This is a genomic window from Streptomyces sp. NBC_00306, assembly GCF_036169555.1.
Classification (GTDB): Bacteria; Actinomycetota; Actinomycetes; order Streptomycetales; family Streptomycetaceae; genus Streptomyces; species Streptomyces achmelvichensis.
On record NZ_CP108032.1, the window covers coordinates 6,100,718 to 6,124,830 of the forward strand.

The following is a 24,113-nucleotide window of genomic DNA, read 5'->3' on the forward strand; positions in this document are numbered from 1 at the left end:
GTCCACTACGCTCGACCCCCATGACCAGCAAACCCGTGCCCGTCATCGTCCTCGCGGGCTTCCTGGGATCCGGCAAGACCACCCTGCTCAACCACCTTCTCCGCGCGAGCCGTGGCACCCGTATCGGCGTCGTCGTCAACGACTTCGGGGCCATCGAGATCGACGCCATGACCGTGGCCGGGCAGCTCGGGGACTCCACCGTGTCCCTCGGGAACGGCTGTCTGTGCTGTGCCGTCGACGCGAGCGAGCTCGACGTCTTCCTGGACCGGCTCACCCGCCCCGACGCCCGCCTCGATGTCATCGTCATCGAGGCGAGCGGGCTCGCCGAGCCGCAGGAACTCGTCCGGATGGTGCTCGCCAGTGAGAACGAGCGCGGCATGTACGGCGGGCTCGTCGAGGTCGTCGACGCGGCCGAGTTCGACGCCACCCTGGAACGGCACCCCGAGATCGCGCGGCACCTGGGCATCGCCGATCTCGTCGTGCTCAACAAGGCGGACCGGGTCGACGACGCGGCCGGGCAGCGGCTGCGGGATCGGATCCGCGGGCTCGGCGGCGGGGCGCTGGTCAGCGCGACGTTCGGTCGGATCGACCCGGAGCTGCTCTTCGAGTGCCGGCCCCGCGGCGAGCGCGTCGGCCAGCTCTCGTTCGAGGACCTGCGCGAGGAGGAGGACGGCGACGGGCACCAGGACGGTGACGGCCACCCTCATGGGCAGGCGCACGACGGCCATCTGCATGCCGCTTACGAGAGCGTCTCCTTCACCGCGGACGAGCCCCTGCACCCGCGCCGTCTGCTGGACTTCCTCGACTCACGGCCCGAAGGCCTGTACCGCATCAAGGGATTCGTCGACTTCGGCGCTCTCGATCCGCGCAGTCGCTACGCCGTCCACGCCGTCGGCCGGTTCCTCCGGTTCCACCCGGAGCCCTGGCCGGCGGGCGAGCGGCGGCAGAGCGGGATCGTCCTGATCGGCTCGGGCATTGACACCGCGGCCCTGCGCAAGGAGCTCGACGCCCTGCCCGTGGCCGGGCCGCAGGACGCCCCCGATGAACACACCATGTGGGGCGTCCTGCGTTTCGTACCCGACGTGCCGGAGGGCTCGTAAGGCCCTCCGGCACGTCCTTCGGCAGAGCCGCGATCAGCTCGAAGGACCGGCCAGCACCGCCACCGGCGACGGCGGCGGGGTGCCCGAGCCGTCACGGCGCGGGTCCAGATCCGGGAGCCGCGCCGGGGAGCCGTTCGGCTGGGCCGCCCGGACCGGATTCGCGCCCGCCCAGGCCAGCAGCAGGATGTCCTCGCCCTTCAGGAAGCGCTGGCAGCGCACGCCACCCGTCGCCCGCCCCTTGCGCGGGTACTGGTCGAACGGCGTCATCTTCACCGTCGTGATCGAGTCGTCCAGCGCGCCCGTGGAGCCCGCGGCCGTGAACACCACCGCGTCCGCGGCCGGGTCCACCGCGGTGAACGAGATCACCTGCGCGCCGTCCGCGAGCTTGATGCCGGCCATGCCGCCCGCCGCCCGGCCCTGCGGCCGCACCTGCGACGCCTGGTAGCGCAGCAACTGGGCGTCGGAGGCGATGAAGACCAGGTCCTCCTCGCCGGTCCGCAGCTCGACGCCGCCGACGATCCGGTCACCCTCCTTGAGGGTGATGACTTCCAGCTCGTCCTTGTTCGCCGGATAGTCGGGCACCACCCGCTTGACGACACCCTGGAGTGTGCCGAGCGCGAGGCCCGGGGACGACTCGTCGAGCGTGGTCAGGCAGATCACCGTCTCGTCCGTCTCCAGCGAGAGGAACTCCGAGAGCGGTGCGCCTCCCGACAGGTTCGGCGCGGACGCGGTGTGCGGCAGCTGCGGCAGGTCGATCACCGAGATCCGCAGCAGCCGGCCCGTCGACGTCACCGCTCCCACATCGCCTCGCGCGGTCGCGGGGACGGCGGAGACGATCACATCGTGCTTGGCGCGCTTGCCCTCGTCGTCAGGGATCGGCTCGCCGGTCACGGTACGCGCCAGCAGTCCGGTCGAGGACAGCAGCACCCGGCACGGGTCGTCCGCGACCTCCAGCGCCACCGCCGCGACCGGCGTGGCACCGGACTCCAGCAGCACCGTGCGCCGGTCGGTGCCGAACTTCTTCGCCACCGCGGCCAGTTCGCCCGAGACCAGCTTCCGCAACTCGGCGTCGGACTCCAGGATCGCCGTCAGCTCGTCGATCTCGGTGTTCAGCCGGTCGCGCTCGCTCTCCAGCTCCAGCCGGTCGAACTTGGTCAGCCGGCGCAGCGGGGTGTCGAGGATGTACTGCGTCTGGATGTCGCTCAGCGAGAAGCGCTCGATCAGCCGCTGCTTCGCCTCCGCGGAGTTCTCGCTGGACCGGATGAGCCGGATGACCTCGTCGATGTCGATCAGGGCGACGAGCAGGCCCTCGACCAGGTGCAGCCGGTCGCGGCGCTTGGTGCGCCGGAACTCGCTGCGCCGGCGCACGACCTCGAAGCGGTGGTCGAGGTAGACCTCCAGCAGCTCCTTCAGCCCCAGCGTCAGCGGCTGGCCGTCCACCAGCGCCACGTTGTTGATGCCGAAGGACTCCTCCATCGGCGTCAGCTTGTAGAGCTGCTCCAGGACGGCCTCGGGAACGAAGCCGTTCTTGATCTCGATGACCAGGCGCAGTCCGTGCGCACGGTCGGTGAGGTCCTTGACGTCAGCGATGCCCTGGAGCTTCTTCGCGGCGACCAGGTCCTTGATCTTCGCGATCACCTTCTCCGGACCGACCGTGAAGGGCAGTTCGGTGACGACGAGGCCCTTGCGGCGGGGAGTGACGTCCTCGATCGTGACCGTGGCACGGATCTTGAAGGTGCCGCGGCCGGACTCGTACGCGTCCTTGATGCCCGTGAGGCCCACGATCCGCCCGCCGGTCGGCAGGTCGGGCCCCGGGACGTACCGCATGAGGGTCTCGAGGTCCGCGCCCGGGTGCTTGATCAGATGGCGGGCCGCGGCGATGACCTCGCCCAGATTGTGCGGCGGCATGTTGGTCGCCATGCCGACCGCGATGCCGGACGCGCCGTTGACCAGAAGGTTCGGGAAGGCCGCCGGAAGAGCGACCGGTTCCCGCTCCTGGCCGTCGTAGTTCGGCGAGAAATCGACGGTGTCCTCGTCGATCGACTCGGTCATCAGCGACGTCGCGTCGGCCATCCGGCACTCGGTGTAACGCATCGCCGCGGGCGGGTCGTCATTGCCGAGCGAGCCGAAGTTTCCGTGCCCGTCGACCAGGGGCACCCGCATGGAGAAGGGCTGCGCCATCCGCACCAGGGCGTCGTAGATCGAGGCGTCGCCATGGGGGTGCAGCTTGCCCATCACCTCGCCGACGACACGTGCACACTTGACGTATCCGCGGTCGGGCCGCAGGCCCATCTCGTTCATCTGGTAGACGATGCGGCGGTGCACCGGCTTCATGCCGTCGCGGGCGTCGGGCAGGGCGCGCGAGTAGATCACGGAGTACGCGTACTCGAGGAAGGAGCCCTGCATCTCGTCGACGACGTCGATGTCGAGGATCCGCTCCTCGAAGTCGTCGGGCGGAGGGGTCTTCGTGCTGCGGCGGGCCATCGCGGCTGCTGCTCCTTCACGTACCGGATCTGGATCTGACGCGGACCATTGTGGACCGTCCCACTGACAACGCAGACCACGACCCGGGAACTTCGCCAGGTGTCAGCCCGCTTGCATACAGTGGCAGCACTCTCCATATCGCGATCGAAGGGACGTACATGCCCATGGGTCACACGGCCACAGCGCAGGCCGGCTCCGGCGGCCTGACAGCGACTGAGCATCGGCTGGCCAACGGCCTGCGCGTGGTGCTCTCCGAGGACCACCTGACCCCGGTCGCCGCGGTCTGCCTCTGGTACGACGTGGGCTCGCGCCACGAGGTCAAGGGCCGTACAGGGCTTGCTCACCTCTTCGAGCACCTGATGTTCCAGGGCTCGGGCCAGGTGAAGGGGAACGGTCACTTCGAGCTCGTGCAGGGCGCCGGCGGCTCGCTGAACGGCACCACCAGCTTCGAGCGCACCAACTATTTCGAGACGATGCCCACCCACCAGTTGGAGCTGGCGCTCTGGCTGGAGGCCGACCGTATGGGCTCCCTGCTCGCCGCCCTCGACGACGAGTCCATGGAGAACCAGCGCGACGTCGTCAAGAACGAGCGCCGTCAGCGCTACGACAATGTGCCGTACGGCACGGCGTTCGAGAAGCTGACCGCCCTCGCCTACCCCGAGGGCCACCCGTACCACCACACCCCGATCGGCTCGATGGCCGACCTCGACGCCGCGACCCTCGAGGACGCCCGCGCCTTCTTCCGTACGTACTACGCGCCGAACAACGCGGTGCTGTCGGTCGTCGGCGACATCGACCCGGAGCAGACGCTCGCCTGGATCGAGAAGTACTTCGGCTCCATCCCCTCCCACGACGGCAAGCAGCCGCCGCGCGACGGCTCCCTGCCGGAGATCATCGGTGAGCAGCTGCGCGAGGAGATCCGGGAGGAGGTCCCGGCGCGTGCGCTGATGGCCGCCTACCGGCTGCCGCACGACGGCACCCGCGAGGCCGACGCGGCCGACCTGGCGCTCACCGTCCTCGGCGGCGGCGAGTCCTCACGGCTGCACAACCGTCTGGTGCGGCGGGACCGTACGGCCGTCGCCGCCGGGTTCGGTCTGCTGCGTCTGTCCGGTGCTCCCTCGCTCGGCTGGCTGGACGTGAAGACGTCCGGTGGCGTCGAGGTCCCGCAGATCGAGTCCGCCGTCGACGAGGAGCTCGCGCGGTTCGCCGCAGAGGGCCCGACGCCGGAGGAGATGGAGCGCGCGCAGGCGCAGCTGGAGCGCGAATGGCTGGACCGGCTCAGCACGGTCGCCGGCCGCGCCGACGAACTGGCCCGCTACGCCGTGCTGTTCGGCGACCCGCAGCTCGCGCTGACGGCCGTCAACCGCGTGCTGGACATCACCGCCGAGGAGGTGCAGGCGGTCGCCCAGGCCCGGCTGCGCCCCGACAACAGGGCGGTGCTGGTGTACGAACCGGTCTCCGCCGACCAGGACGACCAGAGCGACGAGGAAGAAGGGGCGGACCAGTGAGCGACGCCGCCGAGCCGTTGACCGCCATGACGTTCCACCCGCAGCCGCAGGCGGGTACCGCCAAGCCGTGGGCCTTCCCCGCGCCCGACCGCGGCACCCTGGACAACGGTCTGACCGTGCTGCGCTGCCACCGGCCCGGTCAGCAGGTCGTGGCCGTCGAGATCTCTCTCGACGCCCCGCTCGACGCCGAGCCGGAGGGCCTCGACGGCGTCGCCACGATCATGGCGCGCGCCCTGTCCGAGGGCACCGACAAGCACTCCGCCGAGGAGTTCGCCGCCGAGCTGGAGCGCTGCGGGGCCACCCTCGACGCGCACGCCGACCATGCCGGCGTCCGGGTCTCGCTGGAGGTGCCGGTCTCCCGGCTGCTGAAGGCGCTCGGGCTGCTCGCCGAGGCCCTGCGCGCGCCCGCCTTCGACGACAGCGAGGTCGAGCGGCTGGTGCGCAACCGGCTGGACGAGATTCCGCACGAGATGGCCAACCCGGCCCGCCGCGCAGCCAAGGAGCTGTCCAAGCAGCTCTTCCCGGCATCGCTGCGGATGTCGCGCCCGCGTCAGGGCACCGAGGAGACCGTGGCCCGGATCGACGCCGCGGGCGTCCGGGCGTTCTACGACGCCCACGTCCGGCCCGCGACCGCGACCGCGGTGATCGTCGGCGACCTCACCGGGGTCGACCTCGACGCCGTGCTCGCCGAGACCCTCGGCGACTGGACGGGCGACACCGCGCAGTCCCGGCCCGTCCCGGCGATCACCGCCGACGACACCGGCCGCGTGATCATCGTGGACCGGCCCGGAGCCGTTCAGACGCAGCTGCTGATCGGCCGCGTCGGCCCGGACCGCCACGACCGCGTCTGGCCCGCCCAGGTACTCGGTGCGTACTGCCTCGGCGGCACGCTCACCTCCCGTCTCGACCGCGTGCTGCGCGAGGAGAAGGGCTACACCTACGGCGTACGGGCGTTCGGTCAGGTCCTGCGTTCGGCGCCCGACGGCACGGGTGCCTCGATGCTCGCCATCAGCGGCTCGGTGGACACGCCCAACACCGGCCCGGCGCTGGACGATCTGTGGAAGGTGCTGCGCACGCTGGCGGCCGAGGGTCTCACCGACGCCGAGCGCGATGTGGCCGTGCAGAACCTGGTGGGCGTCGCCCCGCTGAAGTACGAGACGGCGGCGTCCGTCGCGAGCACGCTCGTCGACCAGGTGGAGCAGCATCTGCCCGACGACTACCAGGCGCAGCTGTACGTGCGGCTGGCCGAGACGGGCACGGTGGAGGCGACGGCAGCGGCCGTCAGCGCCTTCCCCCAGGACCGTCTCGTCACGGTGCTCGTCGGTGACGCGTCCGCTATCGAGGAGCCGGTCAAGGCGCTCGGTATCGGTGAAGTGACGGTTGTCACCGGCTGATTGAGGCCGTCGGCCGCTTCCCCTCGCGGCGGAGCAGCCTCTGCCTCCCGGTGGAGCGGCCTCCGCGGTCCGGTGGGGCAGTGGGCGCGGCCAGGGACCCCGGCATCACACGATGCCGGGGTTCCGTCGTTTGCCCGATTTGCTGCGGGGCTTCCGCTCTGCCCTGTGGCATGCGCTACAAACAGGGCTGTCTGTTTGGTGATTGAAAGTTGCCACGCTTAGCGTCGGTCCGGCTGTTCGCCAGTACCGCCGCATCCGCGGCACGGACAGCCATCGCCGAGTCCCCGTCAGGCGCGAGCCTGGGGAGCCGGGGACCCACACGAAGTCCCTGGGGTGAATCGGATGCCTTCGCGGCTGTGTCGCGGCGGAGGCGCCCGTAGGAGACCTTCCTGCTCCGAACCCGTCAGCTAACCCGGTAGGCGAGAAGGAAGGAAAGGACCAGCCACTTCATGGCGTTCGCCCGTCCCACCGGGAAGCACCGTGCCCCGAGCCGTATGACGCGCAGAGGCGCGAGCATCGCCGGCGTCGCGGCCCTGGCCACCACCGGCGTCATCGGAACCCTCGCCTCTCCGTCGCTGGCCGCCGAGTCCGGAGCCGCCGCTCCCGAGTCCGGCACCGTCACTCTCGAGAGCACCGGGCTGAGTACGGCCGTCGCCGCCGACTCGCTCGCCACCGAGATAGCCGACCAGGCCGCGGCCCAGGAGCAGGAGGCCGAAGAGGCCGTCGCCCGCGCCAAGGCCGCAGCCGAGGCCAAGCGCAAGGCCGAGGCCCGCGCCAAGGAGGCCCGCGAGGCCCGGGAGCGCGCCGCCCGCGAGGCCGAGCGCAAGCGTCTGAACGCCTTCGTGTCACCCATCTCCGGCTCGTACGTCTCCACGGGCTACCAGGCAGGCGGAGCCGTCTGGTCCTCCGGCAGCCACACCGGCATCGACTTCCACGCCGCCACCGGCACCCCGGTGCACGCGGTCGGCGCGGGCACCGTCGTCGAGGCCGGCTGGGGCGGCGCCTACGGCAACAACATCGTGATCAAGATGAAGGACGGCTCGTACACCCAGTACGGCCACCTCTCGTCGCTGAACGTCTCGGTCGGCGAAAGTGTCACCCCGGGCCGGCAGATCGGCCTCGCCGGCTCGACCGGAAACACCACCGGACCGCACCTGCACTTCGAGGCCCGCAGCGGCGCCGAGTACGGATCGGACATCGACCCGGTCTCGTACCTGCGCTCGCACGGCGTCAACATCTGAGCCACGTGACGGCAGAGCCGCGGTGCCGACAGGGCCGCGTGACCACTGAGCCACGTGACCGACAGAGCCGCGTGACCATCTGACCGGCTCGACCGTCTGACGGCTCTGACGGCCGGGAGGCGCCGTGTGCGCCCGGCGTCCGCGTACCGCACCCAAGGCCCCGGCCCACCGCCGGGGCCTTTCGTGTGCGCCGATGTGTGTGCGCCGGTGTGGGTATGCCGCGCGAGGTACGCGTGATGTACGCCGGCTACTGGCCAAAAGATATCCATGAATGCCCGCCGGGCATCGGAAAATGTGGACCGCTGCAATAGAGTCACCGAACGGTCGTCAATCGGCTGCGTTTCGCGCGGATTAAAGCGGAGGTTCGGTCATGCGCATTCCCGCGCACTCGGTATGCACGGCGATCCGCGACGACATCGTCTCCGGTGTGTTCGGGCGCGGCAGCAGACTCACCGAGGAGCAGCTGGCCCGCCGCTACGGCGTCTCCCGCGTCCCGGTGCGCGAGGCCCTGCGGACCCTGGAGTCGGAGGGCTTCGTCACCACCCGGCGTCACGCGGGCGCGTGTGTCGCGGAGCCGACCGAGCGGGAGGCGGCCGATCTGCTGGAGGTGCGGATGCTGCTGGAGCCGCTGGGCGCGGCGCGGGCGGCCCAACGGCGCACCGAGGCCCATCTCAAGGTGTTGCGCGGCCTGGTGAGGCTGGGCCAGGAGCGCGCCCGCCGTGGTCAGGGCGAGGATCTGCGCTCGCTCGGCGGCTGGTTCCACGAGACGCTCGCCCAGGCCTCCGGCAGCCCGGGCCTGATCGCTCTGCTCACCCAACTGCGGCACAAGATCGCCTGGATGTACGTCGTGGAGCAGCCGGCCGCGCCCGTCGAGTCGTGGGCCGAGCACGGCGCGATCGTGGATGCCGTCGCGCGGGGCGACGCCGAGCGGGCCCGGGCGCTGACCGCCCTGCACACCGAGCGGGCTGCGGCCGCGCACCGGCTGCGGATCACGGAACGCGTGAGGACTTCGCAACATCCCGTAAACACCGCGAGCGCCCGCAATTAACAGTCGCGCCGTATACAAAGAGGGAACTGTTGGCGGGGCTTCTTTCCGGCTGCCCGAATTCGTTTTTCACGGGCCCGGAATGGCCGGGCGGTGCAGTCCGAATAATCAGGATGCCCGGGAAATGACGGACGGGCCGGGGCGGGAAATGCAGGAGCCGCGGCCTCCCGTATCCGGGATGCCGCAGCTCCTTGCCGCCGGACCGTCGGGTGTCAGACGGTCTCGGGAAGCTCGTCGAGGCCCTCGGCCACCAGCTTGGCGAGCCGGTCCAGGGCGGCGTCGGCGCCGTCCGCGTCGGAGGCCAGCACGATCTCCTCGCCACCCTGGGCGCCCAGGCCGAGCACGGCGAGCATCGAGGCGGCGTTGACCGGGTTGCCGTCGGCCTTGGCGATCGTCACGGGGACGCCGGAGGCCGTGGCGGCACGGACGAAGATGGAAGCGGGGCGGGCGTGAAGGCCCTCGGCCCAGCCGACGTTGACGCGGCGCTCAGCCATGGTGTTGCCCTTCAAGTCTTAGCGGTTGTCTAGACCAGTCTCTCATGTGCGGTCGCGGGTGGGCACCGGCCCCGGGTCCGACCGCGGACGCCCGCGGGCCATCCTCAGACTGCCGCGCCCCAACACCCTCCGCGACCGGTGATCGCGCCGTACGCTTTCTGCCATGCAGACCCAGCCGGACCACGCCTACCCCGCTCACTGGGAAGCAGACGTGGTGCTGCGCGACGGAGGCACCGCGCGCATCAGGCCGATCACCACCGAGGACGCGGATCGCCTGGTCAGCTTCTACGAACAGGTCTCGGACGAGTCGAAGTACTACCGCTTCTTCGCGCCCTACCCCCGGCTGTCCGCCAAGGACGTCCACCGGTTCACCCATCACGACTACGTGGACCGGGTGGGTCTCGCGGTCACGGTCGGCGGCGAGTTCATCGCGACCGTCCGCTTCGACCGGATCGACCCCACGGGACGCCCGGCGAGCGCGCCCGCGGATGAGGCCGAGGTCGCGTTCCTGGTCCAGGACGCGCACCAGGGCCGGGGCGTGGCCTCCGCGTTGCTCGAACACATCGCGGCGGTGGCCCGGGAGCGGGGCATCCGCCGCTTCGCGGCCGAGGTGCTGCCCGCGAACAGCAAGATGATCAAGGTGTTCCGGGACGCCGGCTACACCCAGAAGCGCAGCTTCGAGGACGGCTCGGTCCATCTCACCCTCGACCTCGAACCGACGGCGGAGTCCCTCGCGGTGCAGCGCGGCCGCGAGCAGCGTGCGGAGGCGCGCTCGGTGCAGCGGCTGCTCGCGCCGCGCTCGGTCGCGGTCATCGGCACCGGACGGGCGCCCGGCGGTGTGGGCCGCACGGTGCTGCGCAATCTGCTGGGGGCCGGCTACACCGGCCGTACGTATGCGGTGAACCGGGCCTTCCCCGAGTCGCAGACGGAGCTGGAGGGCGTGCCGGCGTTCCGCTCGGTCGGCGAGATCGTGGCCGGGACGGCGGAGCCGGTCGACCTGGCGATCGTCGCCGTGCCCGCCGAACGGGTGCCGGAGGTCGTCGCCGACTGCGGTGAGCACGGCGTCCAGGGCCTGGTCGTGCTCTCCGCCGGATACGCGGAGTCGGGTGCCGAGGGCCGGCTTCTCCAGCGGGAACTGGTGCGCCAGGCGCGGTCGTACGGCATGCGGATCATCGGTCCGAACGCCTTCGGCATCATCAACACCGCGCAGGCTGTCCGGCTGAACGCCTCGCTGGCGCCCGAGACCCCGGCCGCCGGCCGCATCGGTCTGTTCACCCAGTCCGGGGCGATCGGCATCGCGCTCCTCGCGGGACTGCACCGCAGGGGCGCCGGGCTGTCCTCCTTCATCTCGTCCGGCAACCGCGCGGACGTGTCCGGCAACGACTTCCTCCAGTACTGGTACGAGGACCAGGACACCGATGTCGTCCTGCTCTACCTGGAGACGATCGGCAATCCGCGCAAGTTCTCCCGCCTCGCCCGGCGCACGGCGGCGGTCAAGCCGGTCGTGGTCGTCAAGGGCGCGCGGCACAGCGGCAGTGAGCCGCCCGGGCATGCGGTGCCGGTGACCCGCGTCCCGGACGCGACGGTCGGTGCGCTGCTCCGCCAGGCGGGTGTGATCCGCGTCGACACCGTCACGGAACTCGTCGACGCCGGCATCCTCCTCGCCGACCAGCCCCTGCCCGCGGGCCCGCGGGTCGCCGTCCTCGGCAATTCCGAGTCCCTCGGTCTGCTCACCTACGACGCCTGCCTCGCGGCCGGTCTGCGTCCGCTGCCCCCGCTGGACCTGACGACGGCGGCGACGCCGTCGGACTTCCGCGCGGCGCTGGCCCGGGCCCTGGCGGACGAGGGCTGCGACTCGGTGGTCGTGACGGCGATTCCGTGGGTGGGGGAGGACGGAGACCCCCAGGCGGGCGACGGCGAGGTCCTGGCCACCGCGCTCCGCGACGCGGCCGCCACCGCCCCGGCCAAGCCGGTCATGGTGGTGCACGTCGAACTCGGCGGTCTCGCGGACGCCCTCTCGGCGGCGACCAGCACCCGGACCGCACCCGGACAGCCGTCTCCGGCCGCGCCGCCGGCCGGGGGCATCCGGGACACGCGCGGTCCCGCGGACGCGAGCGAGGCCGACGGCGGTGCACAGGAGACGCCCGGCGCCCGGCCCGCGGGCAGCCGCATCCCCGCCTATCCCGCGGCCGAGCGTGCCGTCCGCGCCCTGGCGGAGGCGGTCGGATACGCCCAGTGGCGACGGCAGGCGGCCGAGCCCGGGCGCGTCCCCGAGTACGAGGACATCGACGAGGGCGGCGCCGGCGCCAGGATCGAGGCGCTGCTCCAGGCCCCCGGGGACGCCCGGGGCATCACCCTCGCCGCGGCCGACGCCCATGATCTGCTGGCGCGGTACGGGATCCATGTGCGGCCGACCCTGCCCGCTCCCGGACCGGACGACGCCGTACGGGCGGCCGGCCGGCTCGGCTACCCCGTCGCGCTCAAGACCACCGCCCCCCATCTGCGGCACCGTGCCGATCTCGGCGGCGTGCGGCTTGACCTGGCCAACGAGGAGCAACTGCGTCAGGCGTACGCCGAGTTGACCGAGCTGCTCGGCAAGCCCGAGGAGCTTCAGCCGGTCGTGCAGGCGATGGCCCCGCGGGGGGTCGACACCGTGGTGCGTGCCGCCCTCGATCCCGCCGTGGGCGCGGTGCTCTCCTTCGGGCTCGCGGGCGCTCCCTCCGAGCTGCTCGGGGACACCTCGCACCGTCTCGTTCCGGCCACCGATCGCGATGCGGCCGAGCTGATCAGGTCCATCCGCAGTGCCCCGCTGCTGTTCGGCTGGCGGGGTTCGGCGCCGGTCGACACCCCCGCCCTGGAGGAACTGCTGCTCCGCGTGTCACGACTGGTCGACGACCATCCGGAAGTGATCGGGATCAGTCTTGAACCGGTCGTCGTCGCTCAACACGGGCTCACGGTCCTCGGCGCGTCCGTACGCCTCGCCCCACCTGCCACCCAGACCGACCTGGGACCCCGACGACTCCCCAGCTACTGAACGCTCACCGCTGTCGGGGCCCGTAGGATGGGCCCCATGGCGAAGACCGGTACGACGACCCAGGGGCTGCGCGCGGCGATCGAGCGCAGCGGCTACTACCCGGCTCTCGTGGCCGAGGCGGTGGAGGCCGCCGTCGGAGGCGAGCAGATCGCGTCCTACCTGGTGCACCAGGAGACCACGTTCGACGCCAACGAAGTGCGCCGCCATGTGACGGTCCTCGTGCTGACGGCCAACCGCTTCATCGTGAGCCACACCGACGAGCAGGCCGCCGACACCAGCTCCCCGACGCCGTACGCCACCACCTCCACCGAATCGGTCAAGCTCAGCCGGATCTCGTCGGTCGTGGTCAGCCGGGTCGTCGCCAATCCTGAGTCGTACACCCCGGGCACCCTGCCGCGTGAGGTCGTCCTCACCATCGGCTGGGGCGCCGTCTCCCGTCTCGACCTGGAGCCCGCCGCCTGCGGCGACCCCAACTGCGAGGCGGACCACGGCTACACCGGCAGCTCCACGGCGGACGATCTGAGCCTGCGGGTCAGCGAGGCCGGAGACGGACCCGACACGGTCCGCCAGACCCTCGCCTTCGCCCAGGCGCTCTCCGAAGCCACGGCAGCCACGCGCTGATGGCCCAGCCCGCTGCCTGGCGAGACGACTCGACCCCGGCCCCGGAGCCTGCGGGCTGGGGGAACGTCCACCCCGCCCCGCTCGCCGTCGACACCGCGCCCGTGCCCGCCTACGGCACCGGCTCCCTCGCCGATCTGCTGCCGACGCTCGCCGCCGGCCAGGGCGTCCCCGGCTTCACCCACAGCATCCCCGAGCTCACCCCCGCCGACCGGAACTGCGTCTTCCTGATCGACGGCCTGGGCTGGGAGCAGATCAAGAACCATCCTGACGAGGCCCCGTACCTCACCTCGCTGCTCGGCACCTCGCGCGGCGGCACGGGACGTCCCATCACCGTCGGCTTCCCCGCCACCACCGCGACCTCACTGGCCTCCGTCGGCACGGGCCTGCCGCCCGGCGTCCACGGCCTCCCCGGCTACACCGTCCGCGACCCCGACTCGGGCGCGCTGATGAACCAGCTGCGCTGGAAGCCGTGGACCCCGCCGAAGGTCTGGCAGCCGTACCCCACCGTCTTCCAGCTCGCGGACGCGGCGGGTGTGCACACCGCGCAGGTCTCCTCACCCACCTTCGAGCAGACCCCGCTCACCCAGGTCGCGCTCAGCGGAGGAACGTTTCACGGACGGCTCGGGGCCGAGGAGCGGATGGACCTGGCGGCCGAGCAACTGGCCGCCGGTGACCGCTCGCTGGTCTACACGTACTACAGCGAGGTCGACGGCAAGGGCCACCGTTTCGGTGTCGACTCGGACGCCTGGCGCGGCCAGCTGATGTACGTCGACCGGCTGGTACAGCGCCTGGCCGAGCAACTGCCGCCCCGCTCCGCGCTGTACGTCACCGCCGACCACGGCATGATCGACATCCCCTTCGACGAGCAGTCGCGCATCGACTTCGACGAGGACTGGGAACTGCGCGCCGGAGTCGCCCTGCTGGGCGGTGAGGGCCGCGCCCGTCATGTCTACGCGGTCCCCGGCGCCGAGGCCGATGTCCTCGCCGTCTGGCGCGAGGTGCTCGGCGAGCAGTTCTGGGTGGCGGGCCGCGAGGAGGCGATCGAGGCGGGCTGGTTCGGGCCCGTGATCGACGACCGCGTCCACGGCCGGATCGGCGATGTGGTGGCCGCGGCCTGCGACGACGTCGTGGTGACCGCCTCCGTACGCGAGCCGAACGAGTCGGCGATGGTCGGGATGCACGGCTCGATGACCCCCGTCGAGCAGCTCGTGCCGCTGATCGAAGTACGCTCGTAGCCGTCCCGCCGCCCCCGTACCTCACCCCCGAACGACGCCCACAGAGCCGAAAGGTCCTCAACCTCCCATGCCCGAGCTGGTGTTCTTCTCCGGAACCATGGACTGCGGAAAGAGCACCCTCGCTCTTCAGATCGAGCACAACCGGTCCACGCGCGGTCTCCAGGGCATGATCTTCACGCGCGACGACCGGGCCGGCGAGGGCAAGCTCTCTTCCCGGCTCGGCCTGGTGACCGACGCGGTCGAGGCCGCGGAGGGCTTCGACTTCTACGCGTACCTGGTCGAGAGCCTCTCCCAGGGCGGCCGTTGCGACTATGTGATCGCCGACGAGGCGCAGTTCCTCGCGCCGGAGCAGATCGACCAGCTCGCCCGTGTGGTGGACGACCTGGACCTGGACGTCTTCGCCTTCGGCATCACGACCGACTTCCGCTCCAAGCTCTTCCCGGGCTCGCAGCGGCTGGTGGAACTCGCCGACCGGGTCGAGGTGCTTCAGGTCGAGGCGCTGTGCTGGTGCGGCGCTCGGGCCACGCACAACGCCCGTACGGTCGGCGGGGTGATGGTCGTCGAAGGCGCCCAGGTCGTGGTCGGAGACGTCAACGCGGGCGACGAGGTCGGCTACGAGGTGTTGTGCCGGCGGCACCACCGGCGCCGGATGACCGCCGCGAGCGCCCGTGCGGCGACGCTGTCCCCGGACGTCCTGCCGGTGGACGTCAACGGAGTGACCGTACGATCGTGAACACCGCGCCCTCCGGGTCGGCGACCCTCGCGAGCCGTCCGTGGGGGCCGTCCGCGGGGGGTTCGAGGACCTGACCGCCGATCCTCGTGATCTGGCGTGCGGTCATGTCGGGGTCCTCGACCTCGAACCAGGTCATCCAGTGGCTGCCCCGGTCGCGGGTCCGGGACGGGACGCCGTGCAGGGCGGCCACGGGACGGCCGTCGAGGCAGAGCGTCACCCGGTCCTCGCCGGGATCGCCGTCGGGCTTGGTCTCGTAGCCGAAGACGGCTTGGTAGAACTTCGTGACGGACTGCGTCTCCGTGGTGAGCAGCTCGTTCCACACCGGCGTGCCATGTGTGCCGTGCAGGGCGGTGCCCGCGTGTGCGGCCGGTTGCCACAGACCGAACACGGCGCCCGCCGGGTCGGTCACGATCGCCATGCGGCCGGCGTCGCCGGCGTCCAGCGGGCCGACGCCCACCGTGCCCCCGCGGCTGCGGATCGCCTCCGCGGTCACATCCGCGTCGTCGGTCGCCAGATACGGCGTCCATGCGGTCGGCAGATGCCGGTCGACGGGCAGCCGCCCGATGCCCGCGACCTCATTGCCGTCGATCAGGGCGCGGACGTACGGGCCGAGTTGCTGCGGCCCGGGAGCGAACTCCCAGCCGAACAGCTCGCCGTAGAAAGCCTGAGTCGCCTCAAGGCCGTGCACCATCAAGCTGACCCAGCAGGGTGTGCCGGGCGTGTGCCGAGTCGCCTCGGTCATTGTCTTCTCTCTCCTCGGACCATCGTGGTGGCCGTGCGGGGGAACAGGATGTGGGCCGTTGTGCGGAACGGCCGGTCGCCCCAGCAGATGCTTGCACCCCGAAGCGTCCGACGCGCCCCGGCCGCGCCGGATTTGGCGGGTTCCCGATGGAGGATGCCCGTTTTGAGGCGGCACATCCGAATCAGCGGCGTTACGGGAGGGCCTGATGCTGCGCGAGGATGGCTTTCATGAACCCCATCATCACTGCTGCCGATCTTGCGAATGAGCTGGCCGGCCCCCGCCCGCCGGTGCTCCTCGACGTGCGCTACCAGCTCGGCGGGCCGCACGGGCGGCCCGACTACGACGCCGGTCACATCCCCGGCGCGGTCTTCGTCGACCTGGACGCGGAACTGGCCACCCCGCCCGGAGCGGCGGGCCGCCATCCGCTGCCCGATCCCTCGGTGTTCGGAGCGGTGATGCGCCGCGCCGGCGTCTCGGCCGGCACGCCCGTCGTCGCGTACGACGCTGCCCAGGGGTGGGCGGCCGCCCGCGCCTGGTGGCTCCTGCGCTGGACCGGCCACACGGAGGTACGCGTCCTGGACGGCGGCCTCGCGGCGTGGACCGGGCCGCTGGAGACCGCGACGCCGGAGCCCGCGGAGGGCGACTTCATGCCCGCCCCGGGGGCGCTGCGGGTCCTGACGGCGGACACCGCGGCCGCGCTGGCGCGCTCGGGCCTGCTCCTGGACGCCCGCGCGGGGGAGCGGTACCGGGGTGAGGTCGAGCCGATCGACAAGGTGGCGGGCCACATCCCCGGCGCGGTCTCGGCCCCGACGACCGAGAACCTGGACGACAAGGGCCACTACCTCCCGCCCCAGGCGCTGGGGGCACGCTTCGCGGCGCTGGGAGCCGAACCCGGTACGGAGATCGGGGTCTACTGCGGTTCGGGCGTCTCCGCCGCCCAGGAGATCCTCGCTCTGGAACTGGCGGGCTTCCACCCCGCCCTCTACGCCGGCTCCTGGTCGGAGTGGTCCCAGGACCCGGACCGCCCGGTGGCGACGGGCCCGGACAGGGGCTGAGACCCCCGCCGGCATCCGGACGGGACACGCGAAGGGCCCGGCACCCACGGTGCCGGGCCCTTCGCGTCACTGCGCCTGCTACTCCTGCTTCTTGCGCCGCGTGCCGAAGACGATCTCGTCCCAGCTCGGGACCGCCGCACGGCGGCCCGGTCGGACGCCGTCCGCCTCGGCCTGGCGGTCGGTGGTGCCGGTCAGACGGTCGCGGTGACCCGCCACCGACCGGGGCATCAGCACATCCGCGTACGCCGAACCGGCGCCCGCGGACGCCGCCGGGGCAACCGGCTCCTCCGCCTCGGGCTCCTGCGCAGGCTCCGTCGGCGGCTCGGGCGGGGCCGGGCGCTCCGGCACCACCATGTCGCCGCGGAAGCTCGGCACCGCCTCCAGCAGACTCGTCAGCGAATCGCGCTCACTGGTGCCGTTGCCGTTGTCCTCCGCCGACGGGGGCTCCGCCGGACGCTCCGTGCCACGGTCCAGCGGCCGGTCCCTCGGCAGCCGTGCGATGCGCGGAACGAACGGGAAGCTCGGCTCCTGCGAGGCGATCGTGTCGTCGGTCTCGCCGATCAGCGCGCGCGCCTCGTCGTCGACGGCCTGGACGAGCCGCCGCGGCGGGTCGTACGTCCAGCTCGCCGAGTGCGGTTCGCCCGCCACCCGGTAGACCAGCAGCACTTCCCAGGTGCCGTCGTCGCGGCGCCACGAGTCCCACTGCACGGCGTCCTTCTCCGCGCCGCGCAGGGTCAGCCTCTCCTGCACGGCCTCGCCGAGCTGCGGTCCGGTGTTCTCGCCGGGGCGGCGCACGGGAGTCTTGCGGGCCCGCTCCGCCATGAACGCGCGCTCGGCGAGCACGGGTCCCTCGAAGCGGCGTACGCGGTCGACCGGGATGCCGGCCATCTGCGCGACCTCTTCGGCGGAGGCACCTGCGCGTATACGTGCCTGGATGTCGCGGGGACGGAGGTGGCTCTCCACCTCGATCTCGATCTGCCCGAGGCGGGCGCGGTCGTTGCGCACGGCGGCGCGCAGCCGCTCATCGATCGGAAGCGTGTATTCCGTGCTGTCCGCAGCCTTGAGCACCAGTCGTGTGCCGTCGTTGGAGACGGCCACGACACGCAGTTCGGGCATGGGGACCTCCCGGGTGGTGCCTGCCGACGTCACGTGCGTCGCTGCTTCCGCTAGTCGAGTGTGGCCTGCCCGGGTGCAGCCTGCCACAACCTTGCCGAGTTGCCCGGCGTGTCGGGCACAGGCCCTGGATCGCCGTTATGGCACGGTTACCTGTTCGGCACTCAGCGTGACCGACGGTCACTCTGTGTGCAGGTTCCCGTGCGGTACCGCGGCGCCGCCGGATCGAGCGCCAGATTCGGCCCCCTACCTGGGGTCCTGACATCCACAAGGGACGCCGGGCCCAGGGCTCGCCACAGTACTCCATTCGGGCCATGTGGGTGGACTGCCGCGCCGCCGAACTTCTGCCTGCGTACGGCAGTTCGGGGCCGGGACATGGGTGACGGGTGTCGTGATTCACAGAATCTTCCCAAAGGGAACTATTCACTTCGCTCGTTTGTCCTTCATTGGTACAGACGTGACAGAAGGGCAAGCAGGGACTGAGGATGCATCAGAAGCCGGACACCGGAGCACAGCGCACGGAAGAGGGAGGACAGCGACTGGACCTGAGCGTCCCGCAAGTGGCGGGCAGCGCGCTCGCGGCGATCGCGGCGGCGGTGCTCGCCTCCCAACTCGGCGTCTACGGCACGATCATCGGGGCGGGCCTCGTCAGTGTCGTCGCCACCTGTGGCGGCTCGGTGTTCCAGCACTTCTTCCGCCGCACCGGAGAGCAGATACGCGATGTGACGGTCCAGGCGAAGCCGAAGGGCCGTCAGGTGCCGCTGCCGCCGGCCGACGACGCGACACAGATGCTCCGGCAGGTCCACCGGGACGAGGCCCGCGAGGAGTTCAGCGCGGCGAGCACCCACGGCACCCGCGTCCGCGGCTGGAAGCGGCCCCTCGTCGCGGCGTCCGTCGTGTTCGGGGTGGCCATGCTCGGCATCACCGGGTACGAGGTGGCCTCCGGGTCCGAACTGGGCGGCGGCAACGGCACGACCGTCGGCTCGGCCGTCCGCGGCGGGGGCAGCGGAGGCGGGGGCGGCGGACACCCCACGCCGGCCACCAGCCCGTCGCAGAGCCCCGACGAAGACCGCGATCAGCGGCGCTCTCCGGAAGGGGACACGAACTCGAGCCCCGGTGACGGCCGTTCACAGGATTCCGGGACCGGCCGGCAGGGCGACGGCGAGGACACCGAGCCCACGACCCCCGACTCGTCCCCGTCCACCGGTGACGAGGGGACGCAGAGCCCGACGCCCACGCCCACACCGACTCCCACGCCGTCCGGCTCCGCCCCGGATCCCGGTACCGGAACCGGCACGGACGCGGGCACCGACGACGCCCGGTGAGCGGACCGCGGCGACGGTGACGCCCGGTGAACGGACCGCGGCGACGACGATGCCGGGGGCGGTCAGTCGCCCAGGACCCGCCGCAGATAGTCGTTCCCGAACCGCCGCTCCGGGTCCAGCCGATCGCGCAATGCCGTGAACTCGCCGAAGCGCGGGTACACCCCGGCGAAGTACTCCGCGTCGCGGGTGTTCACCTTGCCCCAGTGCGGCCGTCCGCCGTGCGCGGTCATGATCCGCTCGACCGCGGTGAAGTACGACTGGTACGGCGTCCCCCGGTACATGTGCACCGCGATGTAGGCGCTCTCCCGGCCCGAGGCGGTGGACAGCGTGATGTCGTCGGCCGGAGCCGTGCGGACCTCCACCGGGAAGCTGACCCTGAGCGGGGAGCGCTCGATCATCGCCTTCACCTCGCGCAGCGCCGCGACCGCGGTCTCGCGCGGGAGCGCGTACTCCATCTCCACGAAGCGCACCCGGCGCGGCGAGGTGAAGACCTTGTACGGGATGTCGGTGTAGGTGCGGGCGGACAGGGCCCGGCTGGAGACCTTGGCGATCGCGGGGATGGTCGCCGGCACGGCCCGGCCCACCGAATTGACCACCTGGAACAGCCCGTTGGAGAGCAGTTCGTCCTCGATCCAGCCGCTGACCGTGCCGGGAGGGGCCGCCGGGCCCATGCTGCGGTTGTTGCGCTTGGTGTTGCAGTTGCCGGTGTGCGGGAACCAGTAGAACTCGAAGTGCTCGTTCTCCGCGTGCAGCGCGTCGAACTCCGCGGTGACCTTGTCGAAGGTCATCGGTTCCTCGCGCGCCGTCAGCAGAAAGATCGGCTCCACGGCGAAGGTGATCGCGGTGATCACGCCAAGTGCGCCGAGACCGACCCGGGCCGCCGCGAAGACCTCCGGACGCTCCTTCTCCGAGCACGTCAGCAACGAGCCGTCGGCCGTCACCAATTCGAGGCCCCTGATCTGGGCGGCGATCGAGGCGGACTCGCGGCCCGTGCCGTGGGTACCGGTGCTGGTCGCGCCCGCCACCGTCTGCTCCATGATGTCGCCCATGTTCGTGAGCGACAGGCCCTCGCGGGCCAGGGCCGCGTTCAGCCGCTTCAGCGGGGTGCCCGACTCGACCGTCACGGTCATCGCCGTGCGGTCGATGTGCCGGATGCCCGTGAGCAGGTCGGGCCGTATGAGCAGTCCGTCGGTGGCGGCGACCGCCGTGAAGGAGTGGCCGGCACCCGCCGTCTTCACCCGCAGACCGGCCTCGGCCGCCTGCCGTACGACGTCGGCGACCTCCTCGGCCGATGCGGGGGAGGCCTCCCTGGCCGGACGAGCGGAGACGTTCCCGGCCCAGTTGCGCCACGTGCGGCTCGTGCTCGTCGTGCTGATCGTGCTCATCGGCCCGCCCCTCCCGCGTCGGCACCGGCCTGTTCAGCCGGCGATACCCCAGGAACGCCACCACGGCCGCGACCGCTCCCGCGACAGCGGGCACCGCGTACCCCGCGTCCGCTCCGGCGGCATCGACCGTCCAGCCGGCGGCCGAGGAGCCGAGCGCCACTCCGACCGCGAGGCCGGTGCTGATCCAGGTCATGCCTTCGGTCAGTTTGGTGCGCGGTACGTGCGCTTCGACGAGAGCCATAGTGGTCACCATCGTCGGTGCGATGGACAGGCCCGCGACAAAGAGCGCCACGGCCAGGAACGTGAGGCTCCCGGCCAGTTGGAGGGGGATCATACTCACGGCCATCGCACAGACTCCCACCAGCCACCTCCGGCCGGCCGGACCCTTCAGGTGCAGCAGTCCGAAGACGAGGCCCGCGACGCAGGAGCCGAGCGCGTAGACCGCCAGCACCACACTGGCCGCGGCCTTGTGCCCCTGCTCCTCGGCGAACGCCACGGTGACCACGTCGACCGCCCCGAAGATCGCGCCCGTGGCCACGAAGGTGAGCACCAGGACCTGAAGTCCGCCGGAGCGCATGGCCGAGGCCCGGGTGTGCTGCTCGCGCGGATGCGGCACCGGCTCGGTGGAGCGCTGAGCGGTCAGCCAGAAGACGCCGATGAGCAGCAGAACGGCGGCCAGCAGCGGTCCCGCCTCGGGGAACCACGCCGTGGACAGACCGATGGCGATGATCGGACCGAGGACGAAGCACGCCTCGTCGACGATCGACTCCCATGCGTACGCGGTGTGCAGCTCGCGCGGCGACCCTCGGTAGATCGCGGCCCACCGGGCGCGGACCATCGAGCCCACGCTCGGCACGCACCCGGCAGCGGCGGAGAAGACGAACAGCGTCCAGTCGGGCGCACCCTGCTGCGCGCAGACCAGCAGGCCCGCCACCGCGGCCACCGACGCGAGGGTGGCCGGACGCAGCACCCTGGCCTGGCCGTGCCGGTCGACCAGCCGGGAGATCTGCGGTCCCATCACCGCGGCCGACATCGCCAGCGTCGCCGAGAGCGCGCCGGCCAGCCCGTAACGGCCGGTGAGCTGGGAAATCATGGTCACGACGCCGATGCCCATCATCGACAGCGGCATTCGGCCGAAGAACCCCGCGAAGGAGAAACCCTTGCTGCCGGGGGCGGCGAAGATGGCGCGGTAGGGACTCGGCAACGGGGGGCTCCGTAAGGCGTATCAGTGACGTTGACAGATTACGTCCGTCGGCGGGGGCCGCGCACCGCCGTTTCCGGTTCACCGGCGTGGGGTGGGTCCCCGCCGGACGGCGCGGGGGTGGTGGCAGGATCGTTTTCATGTCCGACGATCGCGATCCCACCCCCTGTGACGCCCTGCTGCTGCTCTCCTTCGGCGGCCCCGAGGGCCCGGACGATGTCGTTCCGTTCCTGGAGAACGTGACGCGCGGCCGCGGTATCCCCACGGAGCGGCTCAAGGAGGTGGGGCAGCACTACTTCCTGTTCGGCGGCGTCAGCCCCATCAACGACCAGAACCGTGCCCTGCTGGGCGCCCTGCGCAAGGACTTCGCGGACCACGGACTGGATCTCCCGGTGTACTGGGGCAACCGCAACTGGGCGCCGTATCTGACCGACACGCTCCGCGAGATGACCCGCGACGGCCACCGCCGCATCGCGGTCCTCGCCACCAGCGCCTACGCCTCGTACTCGGGCTGCCGCCAGTACCGCGAGAACCTCGCGGACGCGCTCGCCACCCTGGAGGCGGAGGGGCTGGAGCTTCCGCGCGTCGACAAGCTTCGGCACTACTTCAACCACCCCGGCTTCGTCGGCCCCATGACCGAGGGGGTGCTGCGCGCCCTCGCGGACCTCCCCGCAGACGTACGCGAAGGAGCGCACCTCGCCTTCACCACCCACTCGATCCCGACCGCCGCGGCCGACACCTCGGGCCCCGTCGCGGACCACGGGGCCGGTGGCGCCTACGTACGCCAGCACCTGGACGTGGCCCGGCAGATCGCCGACGCCGTGCGCGCGGAGACCGGCACCGAGCACCCCTGGGAGCTCGTCTACCAGTCCCGCAGCGGCGCCCCGCACATCCCGTGGCTGGAGCCGGACATCTGCGACCACCTGGAGGAGCTGCACGGCTCCGGCGTGCCGGCGGTGGTGATGGTGCCGATCGGCTTCGTCTCCGACCACATGGAGGTCCTGTACGACCTCGACACCGAGGCCACCGCCAAGGCGGCCGAGCTGGGGCTGCCCGTACGCCGCTCGGCGACCGTGGGCGCCGACCCGCGCTTCGCCGAAGCCGTCCGCGACCTGGTGCTGGAGCGCGCCGCCACCGAGCGCGGTGTGCCCGCCGAGCGCTGCGCGCTGGGCGCCCTCGGCCCCTCCCACGACCTCTGCCCCATCGGCTGCTGCCCGGCCCGGGCCCCTCGCCCCGCGGCCGCCGGCGCCGACAGCCCGTACGCATGATCCGTACGCCCAAGGAGTCGCCGTGACCGACCCTCTCCTGTCCGAACTGCTCGACATCGCCCTGGAGGCCGCCCGACGGGCGGGGGAGCTGCTGCGGGACGGCCGCCCCGCCGACCTCGGTGTCGCCGCCACCAAGTCCAGTCCCATCGATGTCGTCACCGAGATGGACATCGCCGCCGAGAAGCTGATCACCGGATTCCTGGCCGAGCGCCGTCCCGACGACGGAGTACTCGGCGAGGAGGGCGCGTCCAGCGCCGGCACCAGCGGCATCCGCTGGGTCGTGGACCCGCTCGACGGCACGGTGAACTATCTGTACGGCCTGCCGACCTGGGCCGTCTCCATCGCCGCCGAGCGCGACGGCGAGACGCTCGTCGGTGTCGTCGAGGCTCCCATGCGCCGCGAGACCTACCGTGCGGTCACCGGCGGCGGCGCGTACGCCGGTGACCGGCCGCTGCGGTGCCGGCCCGCGCCTCCGCTGGCGGAGGCGCTCGTCTCCACCGGCTTCAACTACGTGGCGACCGTGCGCAGCCACCAGGCGGACGTCGCCCAGCGGCTGATCCCGCGGCTGCGCGACATCCGCCGCAGCGGTTCGGCGGCCGTGGACCTCTGCGATGTCGCGGCGGGCCGCCTCGACGGGTACTACGAGCGCGGGCTGAGCCCCTGGGACCTGGCGGCCGGTGACCTCATCGCCCGCGAGGCGGGCGCGCTGACCGGCGGGCGCCCCGGGGAGCGGCCGTCCTACGACCTCACGCTGGCGGCGAGCCCGGGCGTCTTCGAGCCGCTCCAGGGGCTGCTGGAGGAGTTCGGGGCCTGGCACGACTGACGCCTCGCCGCGCGCACGGAACTCCGAGCACGCGGCGGAACCCGCACACACAGGGGCCCCGACGCCGTCCCGCGGCGTCGGGGCCCCTGTGCGTGGTCCGGCGTCAGGCTGCGCCGACCCGCTGCTCCTCGTCGACGTGGACACCGTGCTCGGCGGCCAGGCGGTGCAGATCGTCCAGCTCCGCCTGCTCGACATCCGCCAGGAAGTCGTCGCCCGTCTCACGCGCCAGTGTCAGGTCGGTCTCCGCGGCCTTTATGCGCTGAAGCAGTCCTGCGGTGAATGCGTCCATGTGCGCCCCCTCGTCGTGGGTCG

General features: G+C 71.8%; 19 protein-coding genes, 1 pseudogene and 1 riboswitch. Of the genes and pseudogenes, 13 read left to right on the forward strand and 7 right to left on the reverse strand.

Going from position 1 to position 24,113, the window contains the following annotated elements; all coding sequences use genetic code 11:
* Positions 1-20 precede the first annotated feature (20 nt).
* The gene (locus OHA05_RS27235; protein WP_328861941.1) at positions 21-1,100 is read left to right on the forward strand and encodes a CobW family GTP-binding protein; all 1,080 of its coding nucleotides are present in this window, start codon (positions 21-23) and stop codon (positions 1,098-1,100) included.
* Between the two features lie 33 nt (positions 1,101-1,133).
* Here the strand turns inward: OHA05_RS27235 and OHA05_RS27240 are convergent, their stop codons facing one another.
* Positions 1,134-3,584, reverse strand: coding sequence for a DNA gyrase/topoisomerase IV subunit A (locus tag OHA05_RS27240; protein ID WP_313943654.1), 2,451 nt, complete (start codon positions 3,582-3,584; stop codon positions 1,134-1,136).
* A 164-nt stretch (positions 3,585-3,748) separates the two neighbouring features.
* On the opposite strand from OHA05_RS27240, the gene OHA05_RS27245 reads away from it, so the two are divergent.
* The 4 genes from OHA05_RS27245 (at position 3,749) to OHA05_RS27260 (ending at position 8,775) form a co-directional block, all read left to right on the forward strand.
* Positions 3,749-5,092, forward strand: a complete 1,344-nt coding sequence (locus OHA05_RS27245) for a M16 family metallopeptidase (RefSeq protein ID WP_328863468.1) — start codon at positions 3,749-3,751, stop codon at positions 5,090-5,092.
* Positions 5,093-5,118: 26 nt separating this feature from the next.
* Positions 5,119-6,486 (forward strand): M16 family metallopeptidase, encoded by a 1,368-nt coding sequence (locus OHA05_RS27250; RefSeq protein ID WP_313948831.1) that lies wholly within the window; start codon positions 5,119-5,121, stop codon positions 6,484-6,486.
* A gap of 264 nt (positions 6,487-6,750) precedes the next feature.
* Positions 6,751-6,922: riboswitch (cyclic di-AMP (ydaO/yuaA leader) on the forward strand.
* Positions 6,923-6,935: 13 nt separating this feature from the next.
* Positions 6,936-7,727, forward strand: a complete 792-nt coding sequence (locus OHA05_RS27255; RefSeq protein ID WP_328861942.1) for a M23 family metallopeptidase — start codon at positions 6,936-6,938, stop codon at positions 7,725-7,727.
* A 370-nt stretch (positions 7,728-8,097) separates the two neighbouring features.
* A complete protein-coding gene (locus tag OHA05_RS27260; protein WP_313943651.1) occupies positions 8,098-8,775 on the forward strand; it encodes a GntR family transcriptional regulator in 678 nt (225 codons plus the stop codon).
* Between the two features lie 209 nt (positions 8,776-8,984).
* Here the strand turns inward: OHA05_RS27260 and OHA05_RS27265 are convergent, their stop codons facing one another.
* Positions 8,985-9,266, reverse strand: a complete 282-nt coding sequence (locus tag OHA05_RS27265) for an HPr family phosphocarrier protein (RefSeq protein WP_313943649.1) — start codon at positions 9,264-9,266, stop codon at positions 8,985-8,987.
* A 163-nt stretch (positions 9,267-9,429) separates the two neighbouring features.
* Here OHA05_RS27265 and OHA05_RS27270 point away from each other — a divergent pair, with 163 nt between their 5' ends.
* The 4 genes from OHA05_RS27270 to OHA05_RS27285 all read left to right on the forward strand — a co-directional run bounded on the left by OHA05_RS27270 (position 9,430) and on the right by OHA05_RS27285 (position 14,889).
* The gene (locus OHA05_RS27270) at positions 9,430-12,300 is read left to right on the forward strand and encodes a bifunctional acetate--CoA ligase family protein/GNAT family N-acetyltransferase (RefSeq protein WP_328861943.1); all 2,871 of its coding nucleotides are present in this window, start codon (positions 9,430-9,432) and stop codon (positions 12,298-12,300) included.
* Positions 12,301-12,336: 36 nt separating this feature from the next.
* Entirely contained in the window at positions 12,337-12,921 is a 585-nt protein-coding gene (locus OHA05_RS27275; protein ID WP_327679420.1) for a DUF5998 family protein, read from the forward strand.
* A complete protein-coding gene (locus OHA05_RS27280; protein WP_313943645.1) occupies positions 12,921-14,156 on the forward strand; it encodes an alkaline phosphatase family protein in 1,236 nt (411 codons plus the stop codon). The genes OHA05_RS27275 and OHA05_RS27280 overlap by 1 nt, the downstream gene beginning before the upstream one ends.
* 67 nt (positions 14,157-14,223) lie before the next feature.
* Positions 14,224-14,889: a thymidine kinase gene (locus OHA05_RS27285; protein ID WP_313943644.1), complete on the forward strand. Its 666-nt coding sequence runs from the start codon at positions 14,224-14,226 to the stop codon at positions 14,887-14,889.
* Here the strand turns inward: OHA05_RS27285 and OHA05_RS27290 are convergent.
* Positions 14,864-15,631 (reverse strand): VOC family protein, encoded by a 768-nt coding sequence (locus tag OHA05_RS27290; protein ID WP_328861944.1) that lies wholly within the window; start codon positions 15,629-15,631, stop codon positions 14,864-14,866. The genes OHA05_RS27285 and OHA05_RS27290 overlap by 26 nt on opposite strands.
* Before the next feature lie 227 nt (positions 15,632-15,858).
* Here OHA05_RS27290 and OHA05_RS27295 point away from each other — a divergent pair, with 227 nt between their 5' ends.
* The gene (locus OHA05_RS27295; RefSeq protein ID WP_328861945.1) at positions 15,859-16,686 is read left to right on the forward strand and encodes a sulfurtransferase; all 828 of its coding nucleotides are present in this window, start codon (positions 15,859-15,861) and stop codon (positions 16,684-16,686) included.
* Positions 16,687-16,764: 78 nt separating this feature from the next.
* Here OHA05_RS27295 and sepH read toward each other — a convergent pair whose 3' ends face one another.
* Complete coding sequence (gene sepH / locus OHA05_RS27300; protein ID WP_327679411.1) at positions 16,765-17,835, reverse strand: septation protein SepH; 1,071 nt, start codon at positions 17,833-17,835, stop codon at positions 16,765-16,767.
* A 449-nt stretch (positions 17,836-18,284) separates the two neighbouring features.
* Between sepH and OHA05_RS27305 the strand changes: the two genes are divergently transcribed.
* Positions 18,285-19,124, forward strand: coding sequence for a hypothetical protein (locus tag OHA05_RS27305; protein WP_328861946.1), 840 nt, complete (start codon positions 18,285-18,287; stop codon positions 19,122-19,124).
* 62 nt (positions 19,125-19,186) lie between these two features.
* Here OHA05_RS27305 and OHA05_RS27310 read toward each other — a convergent pair whose 3' ends face one another.
* Both OHA05_RS27310 and OHA05_RS27315 read right to left on the reverse strand, forming a co-directional pair.
* Positions 19,187-20,509: a D-arabinono-1,4-lactone oxidase gene (locus OHA05_RS27310; protein WP_328861947.1), complete on the reverse strand. Its 1,323-nt coding sequence runs from the start codon at positions 20,507-20,509 to the stop codon at positions 19,187-19,189.
* Positions 20,481-21,713, reverse strand: a pseudogene (locus OHA05_RS27315) (MFS transporter); the annotation flags it as partial. The pseudogene OHA05_RS27315 and the gene OHA05_RS27310, both read right to left, overlap by 29 nt.
* Positions 21,714-21,850: 137 nt before the next feature.
* Between OHA05_RS27315 and OHA05_RS27320 the strand changes: the two are divergent.
* Positions 21,851-22,978, forward strand: coding sequence for a ferrochelatase (locus tag OHA05_RS27320; RefSeq protein ID WP_328861948.1), 1,128 nt, complete (start codon positions 21,851-21,853; stop codon positions 22,976-22,978).
* 22 nt (positions 22,979-23,000) lie between these two features.
* The gene (locus OHA05_RS27325) at positions 23,001-23,801 is read left to right on the forward strand and encodes an inositol monophosphatase family protein (RefSeq protein ID WP_313943636.1); all 801 of its coding nucleotides are present in this window, start codon (positions 23,001-23,003) and stop codon (positions 23,799-23,801) included.
* Positions 23,802-23,904: 103 nt separating this feature from the next.
* Here the strand turns inward: OHA05_RS27325 and OHA05_RS27330 are convergent, their stop codons facing one another.
* Entirely contained in the window at positions 23,905-24,090 is a 186-nt protein-coding gene (locus OHA05_RS27330) for a hypothetical protein (RefSeq protein WP_313943635.1), read from the reverse strand.
* Between the last annotated feature and the right edge of the window lie 23 nt (positions 24,091-24,113).